Annotated in this window: 28 protein-coding genes and 1 tRNA gene; 10 read left to right on the plus strand and 19 right to left on the minus strand. The window is 42.7% G+C overall.

The genetic code is table 11. From position 1 onward, the window contains the following. Positions 1 to 29 precede the first annotated feature (29 nt). Together ABD960_RS02245 and ABD960_RS02250 are read left to right on the plus strand one after the other, a co-directional pair. Complete coding sequence (locus tag ABD960_RS02245; RefSeq protein ID WP_262512204.1) at positions 30 to 554, plus strand: class I SAM-dependent methyltransferase; 525 nt, start codon at positions 30 to 32, stop codon at positions 552 to 554. Between the two features lie 75 nt (positions 555 to 629). After that, entirely contained in the window at positions 630 to 1,601 is a 972-nt protein-coding gene (locus tag ABD960_RS02250) for a YeiH family protein (protein WP_117392396.1), read from the plus strand. Positions 1,602 to 1,664: 63 nt separating this feature from the next. Here ABD960_RS02250 and arsB read toward each other — a convergent pair whose 3' ends face one another. The 9 genes from arsB to ABD960_RS02295 all read right to left on the minus strand — a co-directional run bounded on the left by arsB (position 1,665) and on the right by ABD960_RS02295 (position 7,212). Then, positions 1,665 to 2,729, minus strand: a complete 1,065-nt coding sequence (gene arsB, locus ABD960_RS02255; RefSeq protein WP_117392395.1) for an ACR3 family arsenite efflux transporter — start codon at positions 2,727 to 2,729, stop codon at positions 1,665 to 1,667. After that, entirely contained in the window at positions 2,729 to 3,148 is a 420-nt protein-coding gene (locus tag ABD960_RS02260; protein WP_117392394.1) for an arsenate reductase ArsC, read from the minus strand. Before ABD960_RS02260 ends, arsB begins: the two co-directional genes overlap by 1 nt. Then, positions 3,149 to 3,583 carry an arsenic resistance N-acetyltransferase ArsN2 gene (gene arsN2 / locus ABD960_RS02265; RefSeq protein ID WP_117392393.1) on the minus strand — a complete coding sequence of 145 codons (435 nt, stop codon included), beginning with the start codon at positions 3,581 to 3,583 and terminating at the stop codon, positions 3,149 to 3,151. 11 nt (positions 3,584 to 3,594) lie between these two features. After that, positions 3,595 to 4,164, minus strand: coding sequence for a DUF6428 family protein (locus ABD960_RS02270; RefSeq protein ID WP_117392392.1), 570 nt, complete (start codon positions 4,162 to 4,164; stop codon positions 3,595 to 3,597). A gap of 53 nt (positions 4,165 to 4,217) precedes the next feature. Continuing rightward, the gene (locus tag ABD960_RS02275) at positions 4,218 to 4,550 is read right to left on the minus strand and encodes an ArsR/SmtB family transcription factor (RefSeq protein WP_117392391.1); all 333 of its coding nucleotides are present in this window, start codon (positions 4,548 to 4,550) and stop codon (positions 4,218 to 4,220) included. 79 nt (positions 4,551 to 4,629) lie between these two features. Next, positions 4,630 to 5,577, minus strand: a complete 948-nt coding sequence (locus ABD960_RS02280; protein ID WP_183553389.1) for a DUF5712 family protein — start codon at positions 5,575 to 5,577, stop codon at positions 4,630 to 4,632. A gap of 3 nt (positions 5,578 to 5,580) precedes the next feature. Further along, on the minus strand, positions 5,581 to 6,135 hold the full coding sequence (locus ABD960_RS02285; protein WP_147321999.1) for a BfmA/BtgA family mobilization protein: 555 nt from the start codon (positions 6,133 to 6,135) through the stop codon (positions 5,581 to 5,583). A 460-nt stretch (positions 6,136 to 6,595) separates the two neighbouring features. Continuing rightward, on the minus strand, positions 6,596 to 6,949 hold the full coding sequence (locus ABD960_RS02290) for a hypothetical protein (RefSeq protein WP_117392388.1): 354 nt from the start codon (positions 6,947 to 6,949) through the stop codon (positions 6,596 to 6,598). Continuing rightward, positions 6,946 to 7,212 (minus strand): helix-turn-helix domain-containing protein, encoded by a 267-nt coding sequence (locus tag ABD960_RS02295; protein ID WP_117392387.1) that lies wholly within the window; start codon positions 7,210 to 7,212, stop codon positions 6,946 to 6,948. The genes ABD960_RS02290 and ABD960_RS02295 overlap by 4 nt, the downstream gene beginning before the upstream one ends. Before the next feature lie 235 nt (positions 7,213 to 7,447). Between ABD960_RS02295 and ABD960_RS02300 the strand changes: the two genes are divergently transcribed. Next, positions 7,448 to 8,164, plus strand: a complete 717-nt coding sequence (locus ABD960_RS02300; protein WP_183553390.1) for a hypothetical protein — start codon at positions 7,448 to 7,450, stop codon at positions 8,162 to 8,164. Between the two features lie 38 nt (positions 8,165 to 8,202). Here ABD960_RS02300 and ABD960_RS02305 read toward each other — a convergent pair whose 3' ends face one another. The 4 genes from ABD960_RS02305 to ABD960_RS02320 all read right to left on the minus strand — a co-directional run bounded on the left by ABD960_RS02305 (position 8,203) and on the right by ABD960_RS02320 (position 10,742). Then, a complete protein-coding gene (locus ABD960_RS02305) occupies positions 8,203 to 8,853 on the minus strand; it encodes a zeta toxin family protein (RefSeq protein ID WP_117392385.1) in 651 nt (216 codons plus the stop codon). Positions 8,854 to 8,857: 4 nt separating this feature from the next. After that, positions 8,858 to 9,130, minus strand: coding sequence for a hypothetical protein (locus tag ABD960_RS02310; RefSeq protein WP_147321997.1), 273 nt, complete (start codon positions 9,128 to 9,130; stop codon positions 8,858 to 8,860). Positions 9,131 to 9,174: 44 nt separating this feature from the next. Beyond that, on the minus strand, positions 9,175 to 10,413 hold the full coding sequence (locus ABD960_RS02315; RefSeq protein ID WP_117392383.1) for a site-specific integrase: 1,239 nt from the start codon (positions 10,411 to 10,413) through the stop codon (positions 9,175 to 9,177). A gap of 255 nt (positions 10,414 to 10,668) precedes the next feature. Continuing rightward, positions 10,669 to 10,742: transfer RNA gene (locus ABD960_RS02320), tRNA-Asp, on the minus strand. A gap of 336 nt (positions 10,743 to 11,078) precedes the next feature. On the opposite strand from ABD960_RS02320, the gene ABD960_RS02325 reads away from it, so the two are divergent. From ABD960_RS02325 to ABD960_RS02340, 4 genes are all read left to right on the plus strand, one after another. Continuing rightward, entirely contained in the window at positions 11,079 to 12,095 is a 1,017-nt protein-coding gene (locus tag ABD960_RS02325; protein ID WP_345329271.1) for a PfkB family carbohydrate kinase, read from the plus strand. Further along, the gene (locus tag ABD960_RS02330; RefSeq protein WP_345329272.1) at positions 12,088 to 12,747 is read left to right on the plus strand and encodes a beta/alpha barrel domain-containing protein; all 660 of its coding nucleotides are present in this window, start codon (positions 12,088 to 12,090) and stop codon (positions 12,745 to 12,747) included. The genes ABD960_RS02325 and ABD960_RS02330 overlap by 8 nt, the downstream gene beginning before the upstream one ends. 90 nt (positions 12,748 to 12,837) lie before the next feature. Then, complete coding sequence (locus ABD960_RS02335; protein ID WP_345329273.1) at positions 12,838 to 13,248, plus strand: RrF2 family transcriptional regulator; 411 nt, start codon at positions 12,838 to 12,840, stop codon at positions 13,246 to 13,248. Between the two features lie 65 nt (positions 13,249 to 13,313). Further along, on the plus strand, positions 13,314 to 13,964 hold the full coding sequence (locus ABD960_RS02340; RefSeq protein WP_345329274.1) for an NAD(P)-dependent oxidoreductase: 651 nt from the start codon (positions 13,314 to 13,316) through the stop codon (positions 13,962 to 13,964). 63 nt (positions 13,965 to 14,027) lie between these two features. Here ABD960_RS02340 and ABD960_RS02345 read toward each other — a convergent pair whose 3' ends face one another. Then, the gene (locus tag ABD960_RS02345) at positions 14,028 to 15,032 is read right to left on the minus strand and encodes a hypothetical protein (protein WP_345329275.1); all 1,005 of its coding nucleotides are present in this window, start codon (positions 15,030 to 15,032) and stop codon (positions 14,028 to 14,030) included. A gap of 237 nt (positions 15,033 to 15,269) precedes the next feature. On the opposite strand from ABD960_RS02345, the gene sucD reads away from it, so the two are divergent. Next, the gene (gene sucD, locus ABD960_RS02350) at positions 15,270 to 16,148 is read left to right on the plus strand and encodes a succinate--CoA ligase subunit alpha (RefSeq protein ID WP_232178454.1); all 879 of its coding nucleotides are present in this window, start codon (positions 15,270 to 15,272) and stop codon (positions 16,146 to 16,148) included. Between the two features lie 211 nt (positions 16,149 to 16,359). Further along, positions 16,360 to 16,725 (plus strand): methionine-R-sulfoxide reductase, encoded by a 366-nt coding sequence (locus tag ABD960_RS02355; protein ID WP_232178453.1) that lies wholly within the window; start codon positions 16,360 to 16,362, stop codon positions 16,723 to 16,725. Here the strand turns inward: ABD960_RS02355 and ABD960_RS02360 are convergent. The 3 genes from ABD960_RS02360 to ABD960_RS02370 all read right to left on the minus strand — a co-directional run bounded on the left by ABD960_RS02360 (position 16,722) and on the right by ABD960_RS02370 (position 18,965). Next, entirely contained in the window at positions 16,722 to 17,132 is a 411-nt protein-coding gene (locus ABD960_RS02360) for an HIT family protein (protein ID WP_345329276.1), read from the minus strand. The two genes, ABD960_RS02355 and ABD960_RS02360, sit on opposite strands and share 4 nt — an antisense overlap. 134 nt (positions 17,133 to 17,266) lie before the next feature. Continuing rightward, positions 17,267 to 17,740: a transcription elongation factor GreA gene (gene greA, locus ABD960_RS02365; RefSeq protein WP_345329277.1), complete on the minus strand. Its 474-nt coding sequence runs from the start codon at positions 17,738 to 17,740 to the stop codon at positions 17,267 to 17,269. A 289-nt stretch (positions 17,741 to 18,029) separates the two neighbouring features. Then, entirely contained in the window at positions 18,030 to 18,965 is a 936-nt protein-coding gene (locus tag ABD960_RS02370; protein WP_345329278.1) for an NAD(P)-dependent oxidoreductase, read from the minus strand. A gap of 170 nt (positions 18,966 to 19,135) precedes the next feature. Here ABD960_RS02370 and ABD960_RS02375 point away from each other — a divergent pair, with 170 nt between their 5' ends. After that, the gene (locus tag ABD960_RS02375; RefSeq protein ID WP_345329279.1) at positions 19,136 to 19,687 is read left to right on the plus strand and encodes a hypothetical protein; all 552 of its coding nucleotides are present in this window, start codon (positions 19,136 to 19,138) and stop codon (positions 19,685 to 19,687) included. A gap of 279 nt (positions 19,688 to 19,966) precedes the next feature. Here ABD960_RS02375 and ABD960_RS02380 read toward each other — a convergent pair whose 3' ends face one another. Continuing rightward, a complete protein-coding gene (locus tag ABD960_RS02380) occupies positions 19,967 to 20,203 on the minus strand; it encodes a hypothetical protein (protein WP_345329280.1) in 237 nt (78 codons plus the stop codon). An 18-nt stretch (positions 20,204 to 20,221) separates the two neighbouring features. After that, positions 20,222 to 21,001, minus strand: a complete 780-nt coding sequence (gene rsmA / locus ABD960_RS02385; RefSeq protein ID WP_345329281.1) for a 16S rRNA (adenine(1518)-N(6)/adenine(1519)-N(6))-dimethyltransferase RsmA — start codon at positions 20,999 to 21,001, stop codon at positions 20,222 to 20,224. Positions 21,002 to 21,169 lie beyond the last annotated feature (168 nt).

Genomic DNA, 21,169 nt, shown 5'->3' on the forward strand with positions numbered 1-21,169 from the left:
AGCCAATACCGTAAACCTCGTTAACGATCATCAATAGTTTTGACCTTCCCAAGGATGCCGCGATCATCGACATCGGCGGCGGGGACAGTTTATTGGCCGATCACCTGCTGGCATTGGGCTACACCAACATCACCGTTTTGGATATTTCCGCTAAAGCCATTGGTAGAGCAAAATTGAGATTAGGCGATAAATCCAATGAAATTAAATGGATCGTGAGCGATGTACTGAATATTGTAACCGGCGATCAATATGACCTTTGGCATGACCGCGCAGCTTTTCATTTTCTTACCGAACCAGAAGATCAAATCAAATATGTGGCGGCGGTAGCTAAATATTTAAACGCTAATGGAAAACTTATCATCGGGACTTTTAGTATCGATGGCCCGGAAAAGTGCAGCGGATTAGCGGTTGAACGTCATTCACCTGCTTCATTATCAAACATTTTCCGGGAGCACTTTCATTTAACGGGAAGTATGGAGCATATCCATCATACGCCATTTAATACCGGGCAGCTATTTAATTACAGCTGGTTTCAAAATTACCATAACCTGTAGTTATCGGCCATCGCCTTTTATGATAAAAATCATCACTAAATAAGACGGAATTTTGGGGTATCAAAAGCAAAGATCATGGATACCCAACATCAATTAACTCAAACCCATACATTTCTTCACCTGAACGAAAACACCCGCAAATTTATCTTTATTATTTGCGTGACCTTGTGCCTTACACCATTCGTCAGTCCGGCTATCGCGCTGTTATTAGGTTTGGCGGTTGCACAATTATCAGGTCACCCTTACCTGCATTTAAATCATAAGGCTACACACTTGTTGTTACAGGTATCGGTTGTGGGGTTGGGTTTCGGTATGAACGTGCATAGCGCCATGCAGGCCGGTAAAGAAGGCGTGCTGTTTACCATCGCATCGATCAGCAGTACTTTGGTGTTCGGTTTCCTGATCGGCAAATGGCTGAAGATCGAAACGAAAACTTCTTACCTGATCTCAAACGGTACGGCTATCTGCGGTGGCAGCGCCATTGCAGCCATCTCTCCGGTGATCAAGGCCGAAGAAAAACAGATCTCTGTCGCTTTAGGTTGTGTGTTTATACTGAACTCTATCGCGCTGTTTGTGTTCCCGGTAGTCGGGCATTACTTCAACTTATCACAAACCCAGTTCGGTTTATGGTGTGCCATTGCCATTCATGATACCAGTTCTGTTGTCGGGGCTGCCAGTAAATACGGCGCACACGCTTTAGAGGTAGCTACTACAGTGAAATTAGCCAGGGCGCTGTGGATCGTGCCGATCTCATTTTTGTCGACCTTTCTGTTCAAAAACCAATCTAAAAAAGTAGCTATTCCTTATTTCATCGGGTTATTCATTCTGGCAATGATCGCCAACACTTATCTGCCGGTAGTAAAACTGATCAGCCCCTACATGGTCATGATAGCGAAAGCTGGACTTACCTTGACACTGTTCCTGATCGGTGCAGGTCTATCTCGCCAGGTATTGGCTTCAGTAGGATTCAAACCCTTGGTGCAGGGTGTGGCGTTATGGATATTGATCTCAGTGAGCGCCTTGTACGCTATCCTGCATTTGGTATAGATGAACATGGGGTCGAGAAGTATCAAATGCCCTTTTTTCGGTCGGTCGTTTTATTTTTTAGGATCAGGCTGGGTAGTATTTGGTTCTAAACCAAAAAGCCAAATTCACTAATGCTATCAGCGCCGGAACTTCCACAAGCGGGCCGATCACACCGGCAAATGCTTCACCTGAATTAATGCCGAACACGCCGATGGCAACAGCGATAGCCAGCTCAAAATTGTTACCGGTTGCCGTAAAGGCAATAGATGTCGATCTTGAATAATCGGCACCGAATGACTTGCCGATAAAAAAACTGGCAATAAACATAATGGTAAAATAGATCACTAATGGGATAGCGATGCGCACTACGTCGAATGGTATTTTTACAATCAGATCACCTTTTAAGCTGAACATGACGATAATAGTGAATAGCAGGGCGATCAAAGTTATCGGCGATATGAAGGGTACATATTTGGTATTGAACCATGTTTCGCCTTTCAGTTTAATGAGCGTATAACGGCTGATCACGCCCGCTGCAAATGGAACACCTAAATAGATGCCGACCGACTTGGCAATTTCTGCGATCGTAATATTAACAGCCAGACCTTTTAAGCCGAATAGGGGCGGCAGGATCGTAATGAATATATAAGCATAAACACTGTATAACAGCACCTGGAAAATACTGTTCAAAGCGATCAGGCCGGCGGCATATTCACGGTTGCCCTCAGCGAGTTCGTTCCAAACCACAACCATCGCGATACAACGGGCCAACCCGATCAATATCAGCCCGATCATATAATCAGGATGGTCGCGCAATAGTGTGATGGCAAGAATAAACATGAGTATCGGACCGATGATCCAGTTCAAGATCAGCGAAGCGCTCAATACCTTAGTATTGCGGAATACTTCGCCCATGTTCTCGTATTTCACTTTGGCCAATGGCGGATACATCATCAGGATCAGGCCAATGGCCAGCGGGATATTGGTGGTACCGCTCGAAAAGGAATTAATAAAAGTGGCCGATGAAGGGAAAAAATAACCAAGGCCAACACCAATGGCCATCGCCAGGAAGATCCACAAGGTGAGGTAACGGTCAATAAAGCCTAATCGTTGTCTTTCAACAGTCGGCGCGCAGTGGTCAATACTCATTAGTCCTTTAGGTTTTCGTTCACGAAATTCCTTGCGTATTGCCTGATCATTTCCCGCACTTCGCGAAACTGCTCCATAATTTGTTCATCTGTACCGGTAGCTTTGGCCGGGTCCGGAAAATTTTGATGCAGTTTAATAGCCTTGGTTGGGAAGTAAGGACAATTCTCCTTCGCGTTATCGCAAACGGTGATCACGTAGTCGAAAGGGATATCGGCATACTCATCTACATTGTTGGAAGTATGGCCGGATATATCTATACCATCACGCTTCATGATCTCAATGGCTTTGGGGTTTACGCCATGCGTTTCGATACCTGCGCTGTAAATAGTTGCTTTGTCACCTGCAAAATAACGCAGGTAACCTTCGGCTATTTGGCTGCGGCAGCTGTTTCCTGTACAGAGCACTAATATGTTTTTCATTTATAATTTAATTAGAGGTTTTGACATAACGACTGCCGAAACCGGGCAGACATGGGAAAATTCGGATGAAGCTTTTAACGGTTCGGGCACTTCTTCCCGGCTGACGCGTTTAAAGCCATGGTTTTCAAAATGACCAGGAGCTGTTTCTGTCAGCAGAAAAAGCTTGGTCATGTTTTGATCTAAGGCTGTAGCTTCAATTTTTTGCAAGAGTTGAGCGGCGATGCCTTGTTTTCGGAAATTGGGGTGAATGACCACCGAACGCAGTAGACCATTACTGCCGTAGATCTCCACTCCGGCGGCCCCGATGACTTCGCCATCGTTAATGGCGACAAAGAAATTGTTCAGTGTTTCCGGCAGATCTGCATAAGGTAGTTTGGCCAAACTTAAAAGTTCAACTACTTCTGCTTTGTAAGGTTGCGCAGCTTTGATCTCCATGATGAAGTTGTTTAACAGCAGCCCCCGCCCGGTGTGCAGCAGGCTTCAGCGGGTGCAGCCAGGTTCACTAATTGTACTTTTGGTTTTTCAACGACCGCAGGCGCACAACATTCCTCACCCTTATCATTCGTGCCGCAATTGCCGCCGCGACCAATAGCCTTGCATTGCACCGCATCCGGGCGCAGGTCAACGATTAAAGCATTTTCACTCACGATCATTTCATTGGGGAACATTTGGCGGGTATCAAATTCAGAGTTACCGAACTCGATCTTTACTGTACCATTGGGGTTCAGTGGCAGCATTTTCTCGACGATATCCACGATAGATAAAGCTTTGCCTACTTTCATCGAACGCTCTTGCTGTTCGCCCTCCGGCACCCAAAGCTGTACGATAATTTCTGTCCAGGCATTCATTACGCCGCCGCAATCCACGGAAGTGATCGGCGCTTGTTTGATCTCGGTGATATGGTAAGCTGGATCTACCAGTTTGCCTTCTGCATATTGGAATTGCAGGTCAAGGTCCGGATGCTGTAATAAGGTATCCTTAAAGGTTTTCCAATTGTTGGCTTCTATTTTATTCATGGCTTTGTATTTGTTGCTTATTGTAATATTACGATAGATCAAGCCAAAAAATTTTAACAGCAGCTATCGTTCTTTTCTGTGTAAGAGCCAAACAATATATTCAATTCCAGTTGCAGGGCTTTCCAGGCTTTGGGCTCAATACAATAACATACACTCACCCCCTCAATAGTCCCTTGTATCAGACCGGCATTCTTCAGCTCTTTCAAATGCTGCGAAATGGTCGCTTGCGCTAACCCCAGTTCTTCTACCAGATCGCCGCAGATACAGGCATTCGCTTTAATGATCTGCTGTAAAATAGCGATACGAGCGGGATGCGCAATGGCTTTTAACTGCACTGCCAGCTTGTTTTGCTGTTCGTTGAATATGTCCGTTTTGGTAATGCCCATAACTATATTGCAATATTACGATTAAATTGACAATCAACAAATTTTATTAAAAGACAGACTGTATCGATTACAAGCAACTTTAATAACGATAACCTTGACCTCTTTTCTTTTTCTTTTTTGGCCGGTCTGACTGGGGAGAGGCGGCAATATGTGTTTGCTCCAGTAATACATCTAAGAACTTTCCGATTGTTGTACCAGTAGATGCCATCATTTTTTGTGGTGTAGTAAATTGTTGCTGAGCAACTCCTTCGGCTAATTCCTTTATTTGATCTTTATCAGGGGAAAACTGTTCTCCCGCAGAGAGTATGTCCATTTGGCGCCTTTGTTCAAGGCTACCGTTTTTTATTACATTGGCATAAGCCATAGTATCATGCAAGCCACGGTCAAATTTAAAATGTTGATCAAAAATATGCTCGCCACATTGCTTGAAAGCTACCCGGTCAAATTCGCCCATCTTTTTAGAATGTTCGACATTTCTTCCGCGTGAGTTATTCATTGGGCTTAGCTTTACAGTATTGCTGGCATCCTTACGGCTGACAATCACTTGTATGTGCATTTGTTCTCCCGGCTTTCGTTCTCCCCGTTTTTTTAAGCCTTCCTTTACTTCCTTATCCTCATAACTGTAATAGCGGTAATTTTCCAATTTGGCAAACCATATCAAGTCATTGCTATCTTTAATATTGGCCCGGTTAAAATTGCGCGCATATTCATCCATCACCAATACTGCATAACCTTTCAGTAGTTCCTTAACTTGTTCCCGGTTATTCTCTGCGAACAGGTGATTGAGCTCTTTTTGACTCGGGCTGATATTTACAAGGAAGAATTTTGCATCATTGCGGCCGAGTTTAGCAATATTATTATCAATCTTTTGCCTTACTTCATAGGCGGCATAAAGATTATCTGTTTGATTAAACCAATATTCTTGCTGTGCATTATCTAAACGATTCTCCTTTTCCAGATAATTGACCAACCCTCCTGCACTGCCCTTGTTATCTGCTGTTTTGCTGTCTGTTATATTAATAAACATATCTTATCTTAATATTTCTATTTGTGCTTTTGTAGTTGACAACAATTCTTCCTTTTCCCGGCCGGTATTAAAACCACTGATATTTTCCCTGGCTTTCACGTAGCCCTCCAGTATCAACACAAATTGCTTCTTCAGTTGGTCTTTACCGGTTTGTTGAAGTTCTACACGCTTCATCACATCAGCAATAAGTTTAAACCTGTCTGATGCTGTTTGCTGCCCGGCCAGCATTGTATTTAAACTTGGCGACAACGTTTCGTTAAAAAAAGTTATAACATTCCTAAATGCTTCAACCATTCGGTCTACTTCCCGCCGGGTAGGTATCAGCAAATCATTTTCCTGGGTTTTAATGAAGCCAATCAAATCTTTATGGTTCTTTATGAGCGAGTTCTTTAGCATTTCATCATTCAGATCCATTGGATCTTTCTTGCTTTTGTAGAAATAATCTACCATTTGAATAAATATCTGTCGCTTTGTCCTTCCCAATTTCAAGGCAATCTTCTCAAACTTTTGATCGACCGCTTCGGGATACCTTACCGACCTGGTGTTAATGTCTTGCATACATCACAATTTTTTTGTTAAAACTTTGCTGGCATTAAACTATATATCTTGATACATAGATGTACAGATAGCCAGCTATATGGGATACCATTAAGTATCCTGAAATTGGCCTTTTTAAAGCCGTAGGAGCAGGCAAGTATCCCCGGAGGATACTTCAAACCCTTTTTGCAGCGCAAAAAGCAAGCAAAGTAGGGCTCTGCCCAACTTCCGCTTGCTCCCTTATGGGACAAGCCAGGTAGCCATCCATATTTGCACAGTTGATATTAAAAATGGTTGTCGCACTTCGCGCGACAACCATTTTTAATGGCCAAGAGAAGTACTTGAGGGAGTGGACTTGAATGGTGGGTAATATCATTCTTGAGATAATTGAGTAATAAATTGATATGCCGGTAAATTGGTACACTGATATATGTTTATGTGGTTATCCCAATACAAAATAGCTGGATAACAATTTATCCAGTTACATAGATATATTATTACCAACATGGCTTTCAGAGTCGTTTACTTTCCAGTTTTCCGGCCAGTCAACCGTACTTGCTTTTGTCGGGTGATAGGATGGCAGATAGAGGATGTAACCAAAGTCCCGTAACTCTTTAATGCACTTTTGATAAGTGGCGGTGGATGCAATTCTTGACGTCGCCATTAAACCGCTTCTGCTTATTTTAAATGGACGCTGATAGCCTGAGCGCTGCCAAAAAATGAAAAGCCCTGAGAAAAGACTGACATGTGTGGGAAACAACCGCTCATCCTTACCCAGTGATCTGAATAACTTTGAATAGCCTTTTAAATCCATTGAAGATGATAAGGCTTTCATTTTACACCTCCTTCTAACAGTTTGTGAATATCTTCCAACTTGTAATAAAGCATTCCGCCAATTTTGGCAAACCTTAGTGTGCCATTGATACGCAGGTTTTGTAAGGTGCCTGGTGATATATTTAAAAGCTTTCTTACCTCTACACTTTTAAGCCACTTTTTCCCCTGGCTTTCTACAGGCTCGATCATTTGCCTGATCTCCTGGAGCAGGTCTTTTTTAAAATCATTCAAATCGTCTTTCGTGATCACTTCAATTGCCGCCATATTTGATTTGTTTAAATTGCAAAACAGTAAAAATTAATTATCAATGCTGCTAACGACTATCAACATCTATTTGAGAATCGTTGAAATGCCTAAATGATGCAGAACAAATTTAGTTAATGTTTTGATAAAATAAAATAATATCAAAACATTTCTTATTTTTGTATCATTCCACTGAAATATATTTAACGAGAGATATATTACATTTGAAAAATCATCATTGGCAGGTACTTAAATAATGGGGAAGATCGCTTACAAAACATATTTGAATGACAGGCTTAAACAAGTGGACTTTCATGGTACGCCGACATTTCCCTTATACATACAGATTACTCACGAACGAAAAAGCATCTTTTTTAAAAGCTATTATTTCCAGTTACTCTCAAAGCGTAAGTATTTGATCGTTGTTCCGGGTATAGTTTCTAGAGGGCCATCGTTGGAGTTTGTAAAGAGCAGGGAAGAAGTGATTATTAAGTATTGTATTGAACAACTTGGTGATGCTTTTTCGCTCGACATTTTCAAAGCATCATATGATGGCATGAGCACTGATCTGTGTGATATGCTGGAAGGTGGCTTTTTTGAATACCTGTTTAATTTCTTTTGGGACGAGGGAAACCCGTATATGCGGGACGCTATACAAAATGCGGTCTCTACAGTGAACCCGTATGACTTGCTTCATGACTTTAAACGTATGTTTAAAGCCGACTTTTATAATAAGTTGATAGAAAATTCCTTTTTTTATGCGCCTCCGTATTTGCCGCTTTATGGATTTAAAGATGGCCCGCAAAAAGGAGATCCGATTATTTTTTCTGTTATGGATTGGCAGGATGATTCTGTTAAAAAGAAATTTAAAACTTACGTGGAGAAAACTTACCCGTTTGCGAAAGCTGATGAAATAGTAAAAGCTGTAGATACCTGGGCACAAAAGTATTTGTCCTCATTTTCCGGAAAATGAAAAAGCCGCTCCATTTGAAGCGGCTGACAGGAAGTATGTTAACGACTTGGGCCTCTGTAAGGTCGCAATTCTTGTGTAGGCGAAGGTGGTATGAATTTCTCGACAATAGAGTTTATCCGATCGACAAACTTTTCGGGTATATTAATACTTTGATAAACAACGCTTCGATTTTGGATGCTAAGCAAGGAACGAAAATGTTGGTTACTTTTTGAAGCATCAGCGATCTCTACGTTATCAAAGTGATCGGCAAACCGTTCGATATATTCCAACCCTAAATCGTAGTTCTGTTGAATGTTTTTTATATCTACAAAATGTCCACCGTTTTTAACTCTTTCATTCACACGGAAAACAGATTGCTCAATACTATCTAAAGTCAAATAAATCAACTGGGTGGCATAACCGTGCGCTTTAAAATGAGCAACAACATCCATCAATGATTCGTCTCTGAAATTTGTTTCCAAAGTAAAATGCCGTCTATCTTTAACAGCGGTATTCGCCTGTCTAAAAAAATCTTTAGTCGCTTCCTCATATATGCGTCGTTTAGGCATATGAGGTGATTGGGCCTCTATCTGTGCAACAACTTTGTCCACGTCAAAAATAATGGCACCAGGTTTCGACAAATCTTTAGAGAAAGTCGATTTTCCCGCTCCATTTGGCCCCGCGACAAATAATAGTTGCGGGTTTGACATAAGATTAAAGGGTTTTTATAAAGTGTTCCTGATATTTATCGTCCATCCACATCAAGTCCTTGCGGTCAACGTATTCGTGTACCGCATGGGACGTAGTTGGGCAAACAGAGGGATCGTAATATGTGATGTAACCACCTTTAGCAAATTTTTCCTTTTTCATCGCTTCGTAGGTCGGCCTAAGTCGTTCCTGCCTTTCTTCTTCTGATAGATCAAAAAAGGATTTTAAACGTAAGTCGATTGCTGCGTTGTTACTCATGGTTTGACGGAATGTTCTCATACAAATATAAAAATTGAAATATTAAGAATTATGAATGTTGATATTTAGGCGGTCTTGGCTACACGTTTCTTTGGTAACAGTTTAGCCTCTAATTGCGACATGTCTTCGCTGATTTTATGATCCAAAACTTTGGCATATATCTGCGTGGTCTTGATGCTGGTATGCCCCATCATTTTAGATACCGTTTCAATGGGTACACCATTATTTAGGGTAACGGTAGTGGCAAACGTGTGGCGGGCAATATGAAAAGTGAGTTCCTTTTCAATATCACAAATACCTGCAAGTTCTTTTAAGTAAGCATTCATTTTTTGATTACTCATAACAGGTAATAATAGGTTTTCAGCGATACATTGCGGATGCTTATCGTAGGTGCGAATAATACCTGCTGCCACAGGTAAGACAGGGATACGGGAAAGTGTATCTGTTTTTTGGCGCTGGGTATATATCCAGGTTTTGTTGTCAATTCCTTTTACCAGTTCAGAACGTTTAAGCTTTCGTGCATCAACGTAGGCCAGCCCCGTGTAACAACTGAAAACAAAAATATCCCTTACCGTGCGTAAGCGTGCGTTCGGGATTTTCTTTTTTGTCAACCGGTCAAGCTCTTTAGTGTCGAGTACCTGCCTGTAAACCTTTTGGGTACGTGGCTTATAATTCAGATATGGATCGATTGTCAGCCAGCCATTACCCAGACAGATCCGCACGATCTTACCGAGGTTCTTAATATATTTTATAGCAGAATTATTGGCGCACTTACGGACAGTCCGAAGGTAGTATTCAAAATCGTTCAGGAATGCAAAGTTGATCTTGCTAACGGGGATATCAGTAATATTATATTGCCATTGCATAAAATCCTTGGTGTGCATTAAAGCTGTTTCGTAACGCTGCCAGGTGCTTTTCTCAAACTCATGCCCAATCAAAGCTTTCATCTTCTCATTGTGGTCTTCAAATATGGCCACAAGGGTTCTTGCACGTTCTAGTTTACCTGTGTAGCGACTCTTAATGGTTTCTACCGTTACTGTTTCATCGGCAGCAGTCATCTGTCTATGGATTTCGTAAAGCTGATGCTCAATACTGCTCATGAAAGCATTAAGGGAGCGGGCATCTTCTTTATTGCCGGTCGCCCTGCCGGTATCAATATCCCAGCGGTCAGGATTACATTTCCGGCCAATGGAAATTTCGGTACGTTTGCCATCCACAGTGATGCGCAAATAAATAGGGGCTGAACCTGATTCATAATTCTTAGGCTTTCTCAGGCAGAAAAGCACGGCGAGCATAGTTCTCATGTTGTTTTAACTTGCTTTTAAAGTGAACAAAATTGTTAATTAAGTCACTTGAAATCAAGATGCGCAATCACTGAACAGGTTGATATACAGATATATATCAGTTAATTCGGGAGTTGTTTTGTGGCTCGGCTATTAACTCCCGAATTATTGTCATTTTCCTTGCGAAAACTTGAATAATTTGGCTTGGCCGTAAAACAAAAAACCCTTCAAATGATATCATTTGAAGGGTTTTGCTTGGTAATGTTACCTTTTTAGCGGAATGGACGGGACTCGAACCCGCGACCCCATGCGTGACAGGCATGTATTCTAACCAGCTGAACTACCACTCCGTTGTTCGTTTTGGTGGTGCAAATATACGCACCGTTTGATATTCTGCAAGGGGTTTTTGAAAAAAAATATTGGGTTATTTATTGTTTTTATATCAATCCTCAATGTAAGTGTTTCATTATCCATTTGTTAAGTAAATAAAAAAACAAAAAAATTATTAGGTCAGGAGTTAGATTTAATCTCAATGTTTAAGATATCTATGTTTAAGGGATCGATACCGCAACTTTAGCTCTAATTTTTTAATCGTAGAAAGTTAAAAGCTTGCAAATAGCGTTTAAAACAGCGTTATTTGAGTAAACGGGCCGGGAGTGTGCGGCAGGCCTGATTTGCTTAAAATCATGAAAAAAAATATTCTTTGTTTTGGCGAATTACTGCTACGCATAACGCCGGACTCCAATGGCGAGTGGTTGGTAAATAATAGTCTGCCATTTTTTGTTGGCGGTGCCGAGCTTAATGTAGCTACGGCGCTGGCTTTATGGCAGTTGCCTGTTCAATATTGTACCGCTTTGCCTGATAACTATCTCTCCAAACAGTTACTTAATCATTTACAGCAGAAGCATATCGGAACGGACGCCGTATCGTTAAGCGGCGAGCGTATCGGCTTATATTATCTTGCGCAAGGGCAGGATCTGAAGCACGATGCCCTGATCTATGACCGGTCGCATTCATCCTTCGCGGAGTTAAAACCCAGAATGATTGATTGGGACGAAGCACTCAACAATGTGAGTTGGCTCCATTTCAGCGCCATATCTCCCGCGGTAAGTCAAAGCGCTGCCGATGTATGTCTGGAAGCCGTTAAAGCCGCGTCCCGAAAAGGTATAACGGTGTCGGTTGATTTAAATTACCGGGCCAAACTTTGGAAATATGGAAAAACCGCGTGTGAGGTTATGGAGCAACTGCTTCCGTATTGCAACGTAGTGATGGGTAACATTTGGGCGGCTGAGGCGATGCTCGGAATTGAGGTTGTACCTGATATTCACGAGAGCGGACAAAAAAGCATTTACCTGAAAGAAGCGCTGAAAACATCCGAAGAAATAGTTAAACGCTACCCTAATTGCCACACCGTCGCCAATACCTTCAGGTTTGGCAGCGATAAACAGATTGAATACTATACCGCCCTTTTCACCGGTTTGGAGTTTATCAGCTCAAAACAATATACATCCAACCAAATAGTTGATAAGGTGGGCAGCGGCGATTGTTACATGGCGGGTTTAATATACGGGTTGTATAACGATTGGGCACCCCGGCAGGTGCTTGAATTTGCAACGGCCGCCGCTTTCACAAAACTATTTGTTGCTAGCGATACCACCAACAAAATTGTTAACGACATACAAAACGCCATAAGCAATGACTAAGAAAGAACAGGTGCTCGACAGTATAATAGCGCAGGGCATGCTGCCGCTGTTTTTTTATGAGGATGCACAGGTAAGCATTGACGTTACCCGCACGCTTTATAAAGCGGGTGTACGCGTGTTTGAATATACTAATAGGGGCCCCAAAGCGCTTGATAACTATATTGAGTTAAAAAAGATTCAAAAACTTGAGTGGCCTGATCTACATTTGGGTATCGGTACCATTAAATCAGTTGAGGAAGCCGAAGCTTTTATAGGCGCCGGCGCTGATTTTATCGTATCGCCGATCATTAACCCGGAAGTTGGCAAGATTGCTGCTAAGCACAAATTATTATGGATTCCCGGTTGTATGACGCCGACCGAAATTTATACCGCCCAGCAGCACAACGCCTCGCTGATTAAGCTTTTTCCGGCGGGTACGCTTAAACCAGATTTTTTGAGTGCGATACGCGAGCTTTTCCCGGGGCAGCTGTTTATACCTACGGGTGGGGTTGATACTACCAAAGAGAGCATCCTGGCCTGGTTTAGGGCAGGGGTATGCGCCGTAGGTATGGGCAGCAAGCTCATCAGCAAAAAGGTGCTTGATGAAAAATTGTACGATCAGCTTCATCATGACACCTTGTTAGTAAGCGAAATCATCCAGAGTTGTAAATAACATTGTCATTTTCTCGTAATTGTAATAGCCGTGTGTATGAGTATCCCGCAATTGTAGTACATTTGTACTGTAATAAAAATTATTACAGTAATGAATAACGTAAGATTTGCAACGGCGCTGCATGTTTTAACCCTTCACTATTATGTAAAGGATGAAATGCTTACGTCTGAATTTATTGCAGGCAGCATGAATGTTAACGCCGCTGTTGTACGTAAGGAAATAAGCAACCTGCGCAAAGCGGGACTGATTACTACTAAAGAAGGTAAAGGTGGAGGAACATTGCTGGCTAAACAGGCAAAGGATATCCGCCTTTCCGATGTGTATAATGCCATCCGCCAAACATCGCCTTTGGGAAAAAAAAATGTTCCCAATCCGGCCTGCCCGGTAGGTAAACAGATAAATGCCGAGTTAGATGTATTATACAATAAAGCAGAAGAAGCTATGGTGAGTAAACTTGCAGCCACCACGTTAGAAGCATTTTGTAAGCCGATAATTGAATAAAAAAATTTAACCAAAACTGTAAATAAAGTGTTTACAGTATATTGAACAACATAATCAAACTTAATATGAAGGTAGCGTTAATTGGTGCCACAGGCTTTGTAGGCACATCGGTATTGAACGAGCTGGAAAAAAGAGGCCATGAGGTAATTGCCATTGCCCGTAACATCGACAAACTGAAAACCGGTGCGCAGATTACCCCGGTCAAGGCTAATGTTTATAACGAGGACGAAGTCACCGCCGCTGTTAAAGGTGCTGACGCCGTAGTTAATACATTTAATTCAGGCTGGACTAACCCTAACATATATGATGATTTTCTGCGCGGATCAAAGGCCATTCAGGAAGGTACCAAAAAGGCCGGCGTAAAAAGATTTTTTACTGTTGGCGGAGCCGGCAGTTTATATGTGGCACCGGGTGTGCAGTTGGTAGATACACCACAGTTTCCGGCAGATTACAAGGCCGGTGCTACCGCCGCGCGCGATTATTTAAACCACCTTAAAAATGAAACTGAACTGGATTGGACATTCCTTAGTCCGGCTATTGAAATGCACCAGGGCACCGCAGGTATTATTAAAGGCACTTACCGTGTAGGTTTAGAGGAGCCCGTGTTTGATGAAAACCACCGCAGTATTATCTCGGTTGAGGATATGGCCATCGCCATTGTTGATGAACTGGAAACCCCAAAACACATTCGCCAGCGTTTTACGGTAGCTTACTAAAACATGGGGCAAATATTTTGCTAAACAAAACGGGCGTTACATCAATTTGTAACGCCCGCTTTGTTATTTTTTAGGATCGCAAATGGTAGTGAGCTTTTTGGTATAGTCAGGCTCCAGCGGCTCATTGGTTTGGGCCAAACGTTGAGCGCCTACGTTCGCAGGGCAGGCTATGCCATACGGCGCATCGTAAATAATAGGGTCTTTACCAGCCTTATCAATCAACTCTTTCGGCACAAAAATCTGTACCTTGGTTATAGAATATCCCTGCGGAATGTAGCGGATGTAATAGCCATCAGGGTGTAATGACCATGTGCCCGACGGGTACTCGCTGTTATTATTGGGTGCAATGCCGGCCAATACCGCGTATTTTTCCATTTCCTCATAACTTGCGCTGCCTGACGCGGCCAACCGCCTGATGTTGTTCTCGGCTTCAAATACCGCCTGTACAGGTTGGGGAAGTTTGCTTTTGGCACTTTCCATAACGTTATTGGGTAAAATACCCAATGCGCCGCCCTCAAGGGTAAGCAATTGCTCGGGCGTAAGCAATATGGCGGCAGTGGCTTTAATTTCGGTGCTAAAATCGGCAAGTTTGGTACGGGCAATAATGGCCCACAGCAACACCTGTATGTTGCGTTGTTTAACCTCCGGATGTTTTTCGGCGCTTTTTAAAATGTTGATCACCACATTCTTTTTAGGCCCTTCAACCGGGGCAAGCATATAACCATCGCCACTGCTTGGGCCGCGGGTACCGGCGTGCAGGCAATAGCTTTTGTTGGTCATTTCGTACAGTCCGGTACATAATATATAACCGCCGCCTGTAGCTTTTGGCAGCAGGTACAAGGGTTGCGCCGTAACCCCATCCTGAAAGGAGGGTGGTTGTGAGCCCTTGGTTATGGCATCATCTTTAAAATTAGTAGTAATAGCGGCAGGTTGTTTAATAATCTTGTTCAGGTTTAGGCCGCTTCCGGCCAGCATATCGCTACCTTTTTTTAATAAACCGCCTAACTGCGCGTAGCCAGGTTGCGTAATGGCAATACAGGTAATTATTGCAAAAAATAACTTCTTCATGGTAAAGGTGTGTTTAGCATGCCGAAAGATATTAATAGGTTTTTATAGCCGCAATAAAAAGTTTCCTGTAAATTAATAACCGGCCAATCGTCTTTAAACAAAGGTGAAGACGACGCAGCAATAATTTATTTCAACATCATTTAAATGTTAGTTTGTAAAAAAACGCTGCCTTTAATGTGCTAAGGCATCTTACTTAATAAAATAATTTTAGCTTTGCGTTGAATAAAAAATAAGCCAATGAGTGTTCTTGTAAATAAAGATTCCAAAGTAATAGTTCAGGGTTTTACCGGTAACGAGGGTACTTACCATGCCTCGCAAATGATTGAGTACGGTACGCAGGTTGTTGGCGGTGTAACACCGGGCAAAGGCGGCCAAACGCATTTGGACAGACCGGTTTTTAACACCGTTAAAGACGCGGTGGTAAGCACGGGCGCTGATGTGTCTATCATCTTCGTACCCCCGGCTTTCGCGGCTGACGCTATTATGGAAGCTGCTGAAGCAGGCATCAAAGTTATAGTTTGTATTACCGAAGGTATACCTACAAAGGATATGATCCAGGTAAAAGAATATCTGACAGACAAGGATTCTCGTTTAATCGGTCCTAACTGTCCGGGTATTATTACTGCTGATGAGGCTAAAATTGGTATCATGCCTGGCTTTATCTTTAAAAAAGGTAATGTAGGTGTAGTTTCAAAATCAGGTACCTTAACTTACGAGGCGGTTGACCAGGTGGTTAAAGCCGGTTTAGGTATCACCACTGCTATCGGTATTGGTGGCGACCCAATCATTGGTACACCAACTAAAGAAGCGGTTGAGCTGTTAATGAATGATCCGGAAACGCATGGCATCATCATGATTGGTGAAATTGGTGGTGGTATGGAAGCTGAAGCTGCCCGCTGGATCAAAGAGCATGGTACCAAACCGGTAGTAGGCTTTATTGCCGGCCAAACAGCGCCTCCGGGTCGCCGTATGGGCCACGCCGGTGCTATTGTTGGTGGTGCTGATGATACTGCTGCAGCTAAAATGAAGATCATGGCCGAGTGCGGTATCCGCGTAGTAGAGTCACCTGCTGAAATTGGCGCTGCTATGGCTGAAGAGCTGGCTAAATTAGCATAACGCTGAAAGCATAAAGGCGAAAGCTAAAAGCTATTATAATATGAGAAATCCTGGTTGAAAGACCGGGATTTTTTTTGCTTTTAGGCAGAGTCAGCTACGTGTAAACAAGATGCCGGTTAAAACCATTCCGAATGAAATTGAGTATATTTATCTATCAGTGAAATCATCCTAAAGATCGGTGAACTCATAAACAAATCAATAAAATCATACTATGAAATATAACGAACTGACACCCGAAGAAGAAAGGGTAATATTATACAAAGGCACCGAGCGCCCGTTCACAGGCGAGTTACTGAATAACAAAGCCAAAGGCTTGTACGTGTGCAAACGTTGTGATGCGCCGCTTTACCGGTCTGACGATAAGTTTGAGAGCTTTTGTGGCTGGCCAAGTTTTGACGACGAGATACCTGGCGCAGTTCACCGCGAAACAGATGCCGATGGCCGCCGTACCGAAATACTTTGCGCCAATTGCGGCGCGCACTTAGGCCACGTATTTTTAGGTGAAGGCTTTACGGCCAAAAATACACGCCATTGCGTAAATTCAGTATCGATGAAGTTTGTTCCGCTGGAGGATTAATCAACGCGTTCTTCGCGCAGGGCTTCCTTGATTTTCTCGGCGGTAGCCGCAAGCTGGTCCTGCGTGAAATTTAATTTAGGGCGCGAGAAATTAATATCATCCACATGGTTGATCGGGATGAGGTGGATGTGAGCATGCGGCACCTCTAAACCAATAACGGCTACGCCTACACGCTGGCAGGGTACGGCCTTTTCAATTCCTTTAGCTACTATCTTGGCAAAAATCTGCAGGCCGGTATAGGTTTCATCGTTAAGGTCAAACAAGTAATCAACCTCTTCCTTAGGGATAACCAGCACATGGCCTTCGGCCAGCGGAGATATATCTAAAAAAGCCAGAAACTCATTGCTTTCAGCTACAACATGCGCCGGTATTTCGCCCGCTACTATTTTTGAAAAGATACTTGCCATAGAGGGAATTATTGAATTATTTAGAGACTGAATTATTGATTTTAAGTATTTAATTATTGATTATTGAAGGATTGAATTAGTGAATTGTTTTCTGAAAAATCTACAATTCAATCCCTCAATAATTCAATAATTGCTTACCTGCTTATCTCTAATATTTCAAACTCAATTTTACCGGCAGGTACGGTGATCTCTGTTTTTTCGCCTACCTTTTTACCTAACAGGCCTTGTGCTATAGGAGAGGTTACTGATATTTTACCTGCTTTAAGGTCGGCCTCGGTTTCTGATACCAATTGGTAGCTCATGGTAGCACCGTTCTTCAGGTTTTTTATTTTAACTATTGAAAGAGCCAAAACCTTCGAGGTGTCCAGTTTTGATTCATCCAGCAAACGCGCGTTTGATAATACCTCTTCCAGTTTAGCTATTTTGCCTTCGTGCAAGCCCTGTGCTTCCTTAGCGGCATCATATTCGGCATTCTCTGATAAGTCGCCTTTATCGCGTGCTTCAGCAATTGCCTTGGCAATGTTAGCACGGCCTGTAGTTTTTAAATACTGTAATTCTTCCTTTAATTTCTCTAAACCTTCTTTGGTATAGTATGATACCTCTGCCATAACGCACTAATTAAATTTAAACTGTTAATGTTTTCGGTTAATGTCAAAAAAAACCGCCCTTCTTTTTTTGCATAAAAAGAAGGACGCGACTCTTTTAAAAAGCAAACAAGACTATGTAAACCCTTTTGGTCCGCATAGTCTTGCTTTGATATAAAACGAAGATAAAGGATTTAAATTTTAATCTCCAAATTTTTTTGTCAAGTAGAAACTTGATGGTCCATAGGCCATGGTCAATAGTTCATAGCCAGCTTCGTTGTTGAAACTCTGGTCCATCGACTATGACCATGGACTATTGACCATTGACCACCACAGGCAACTTCCCCGCCAGCACCTCGCTTATTTTCCGGTACGATTCAAATGTCCAACCGGCTACATGTGGGGTGAGGATCACCTTGTTGGTTTTGCAAAGGTCGGCATACCATTCCTGTTCGCCCAGCGCCGGGAATTTTTCAACCTCCAGTACATCCAGCGCAGCGCCTATAATTTTACCCTGTTCAATAGCGTTCAGCACCGAACGTACCTTAGCTGTTTTACCGCGCGATGTATTGATGAAGAATATCGGCTTTTTAAAATGGAAAAAGTATTCATCATCAGCCAGGTACTGTGTTTCGGCAGTAAGCGGAACGTGCAGGCTCAGTATATCGCTGTGTTTAACAATTTCTTCCATGCTTACCTCGCGGGCATAGCGGTCGCTAAAGCCGGTTTTGTATTTATCGTAGGCTATAACGTTAACCTCAAATCCGCTCAACTTGCGGGCAAAACTCTGGCCCATGTGCCCGTAGCCAATAATGCCTACGGTGCGGCCCTTCAGTTCATAACCACGGTTTTCTTCACGCAGCCATTTGCCATCACGAACTTCCAGGTTGCCAATGTTAAACTTGTTCATCAGTGCCAGCAACATACCTACGGCATGTTCGCCCACGGCATCTGAGTTGCCCTCGGGGGCGTTATATATTTCGATGCCTTTTTGGGCGGCGTAATCACCATCAATATTATCAATACCGGCGCCGGCGCGGGTAATGAAGCGCAGGTTAGGGGCGGCATCCATAAAGGCCTTATCTACCTCAAATTTTGAGCGAATGGCTAAGCCTTCGTAATTGCCTATAACGGCAAGCGCATCGACCAGTTTAAAGTCGGGGTGGTAATCGCAGGTATAGCCTTTAGCCCCGGCTATTTCCATGTACGACGGATGCAGGTCGTCAACTATTAAAATGTTATTTTTCAAAGCGTAACTATATTCGGTTGGGCGAAAGTACAAATTATTATGCCGCGGAATAAGTTGTGCCCAACAGTTATGACAAAACCTTAACCCTTGGCGCTGTACACGATGGGCTTTGGCACTGCTTTTGGTTTACTACAGCGAGGTAAGCAACTATGTTTGCCGATACATTTCTAATGAAATCATTAAAGAAAATTACGAGCAGCCTGAAACAACAGGCTGACACACTGGCACAACGCGGCTTCAGGCAAATATTTGACCGCATAGACCAGCTTAATATAAAAAAAGGCGTAGATAAACTTGGTTTGGAAGGTTTTATAAACCAATGTGCTTACCTGGCAGCAGGCACCGGTGCCTTATCAGGTACCGGCGGCATATTCACTATGGCACTGGGCATCCCGGTTGATGTGGTGAATTTGATCACCCAGCAATTCCGTGTTACGATGGCGGTTAACTACGCCAAGCGGGGAACGTACCGGATAAGCTTTGATGAATTTATCAAGATCGTAGCGGCATCCTTAAAAGTGGAAGCCAGTATCGCCCTCTCAAAAAACGTGTTGGAAGCCGTTGCCGAAAAACTGATGCTGAAACTCGGCGCACGCGCTGCCCAGCGCTTAGTACCTGTGGTAGGCGCGGTTATAGGCGGTACAGCTAATTATCTTTTTATAAAGCGGATGGGCGAGTCGGTTAAGGAGCTCCATGGTAAGGATGAGGTGATTAAGCTGTAAAGCTTAGTATTTGCGTTTATCGGGGTTTTGTCTATTATCCCAAAACCGAAGCAAAAAAATCTCGTCCGATCTGATAATATAGAACAGTGAATTCTGCTTACCGATTGTGGCTTTACGGATTTGTTTAATTGATGAGGCCTTGAATAAATATGGCTGGCTGGAAATATTATTTATAATGCGTCAACCCGTTCACTAAAGTATTCAACTTCTTTAATCGTCCATTCTTGTGATAGATAGGAGATAATACTTTCGTAGGAGTTTATAGCCTCTGTAGTCCAGTTAACCTTTAAGGCCATATTTGTTTCTCATGTCACGCATTACTGATTCATGATTTCTTACATGGCCATTATTCATGTCTTCAATACCGCGTTCGATACCTGCTTTTACATGTTCGGGTAGATCATTGTAAAAATCGTAATCGTCTTTCAATACAGCCTTAACTTCATTAAGCGTGCGTTCATCTTCTACATTTAATAAAAGGCGAACTAACTCTATTTTTTCTGCCTGTAAGTCCATAATCAAATATAACAAATATTACCTCGTTTCCGTTATCCTATTTGTCAGTGCAACAAAATCACTAACCGTCAATCGTTCGGCGCGCAGCTCAAGCATAGGCTCATCAGTAAGCTTTTCTTTGTTGATAAGTGATGACAGTGCGTTACGCAATGTTTTGCGGCGCTGGTTAAACCCGGCTTTTACTACCTGCCAAAAAAGCTTTTCGTCGCAATCCAATTCTTGAACCTCATTGCGTGTCATCCTTATAACGGCTGACAGTACTTTTGGCGGCGGATTGAATACGCCCGCCTTTACCGTAAACAAATATTCTACCTTATAATAAGCTTGTAAAAACACACTCAATATACCATATTCCTTGCTGCCTGCCTTGGCGTTGCATCGCTCGGCAACTTCTTTCTGGAACATGCCCACCACTTCGGGCACTTGCTGGCGGTTGTCCAGTATCTTAAAAAGTATTTGCGATGATATGTTGTACGGAAAGTTACCGATCACGGCCAATGGCCCATTGAAGGTTGCTGCGAAATCCAGCTCCAAAAAATCAGCATTGATCAGCCTGCTACCCAACTGCGGATATTTCTTGCCTAAAAACTCGTACGATTCGGTATCAATATCAATGAGGTAGGTTTCGTATTCTGTTTTTTGTAGCAGAAAATCAGACAGTATACCCATGCCAGGGCCAACCTCAAGCACCTGCTTATAGCCCAACTGTGGCCTTAGTGCTTCTACTATTTTTGAGGCGATATTTTTATCGGTAAGAAAATGCTGGCCGAGGTGTTTCTTAGCCCTAACTATTGACATGCTGAACAATTATTTGGCAAATTAAGGCATATTTGTGCTTTTATCAGGCAGTGTAATCCTAAAAATATTTAATTTGCGTGATTATTGCTTAATGCAACGATGGCTTGTTTTACAGGTTTTCGGCTTAGAAGCAATATAAAACCGGTGAAATCAAAAATTATTGCCGGT

The organism is Mucilaginibacter defluvii, from assembly GCF_039543225.1.
GTDB classification, from domain to species: domain Bacteria; phylum Bacteroidota; class Bacteroidia; order Sphingobacteriales; family Sphingobacteriaceae; genus Mucilaginibacter; species Mucilaginibacter defluvii.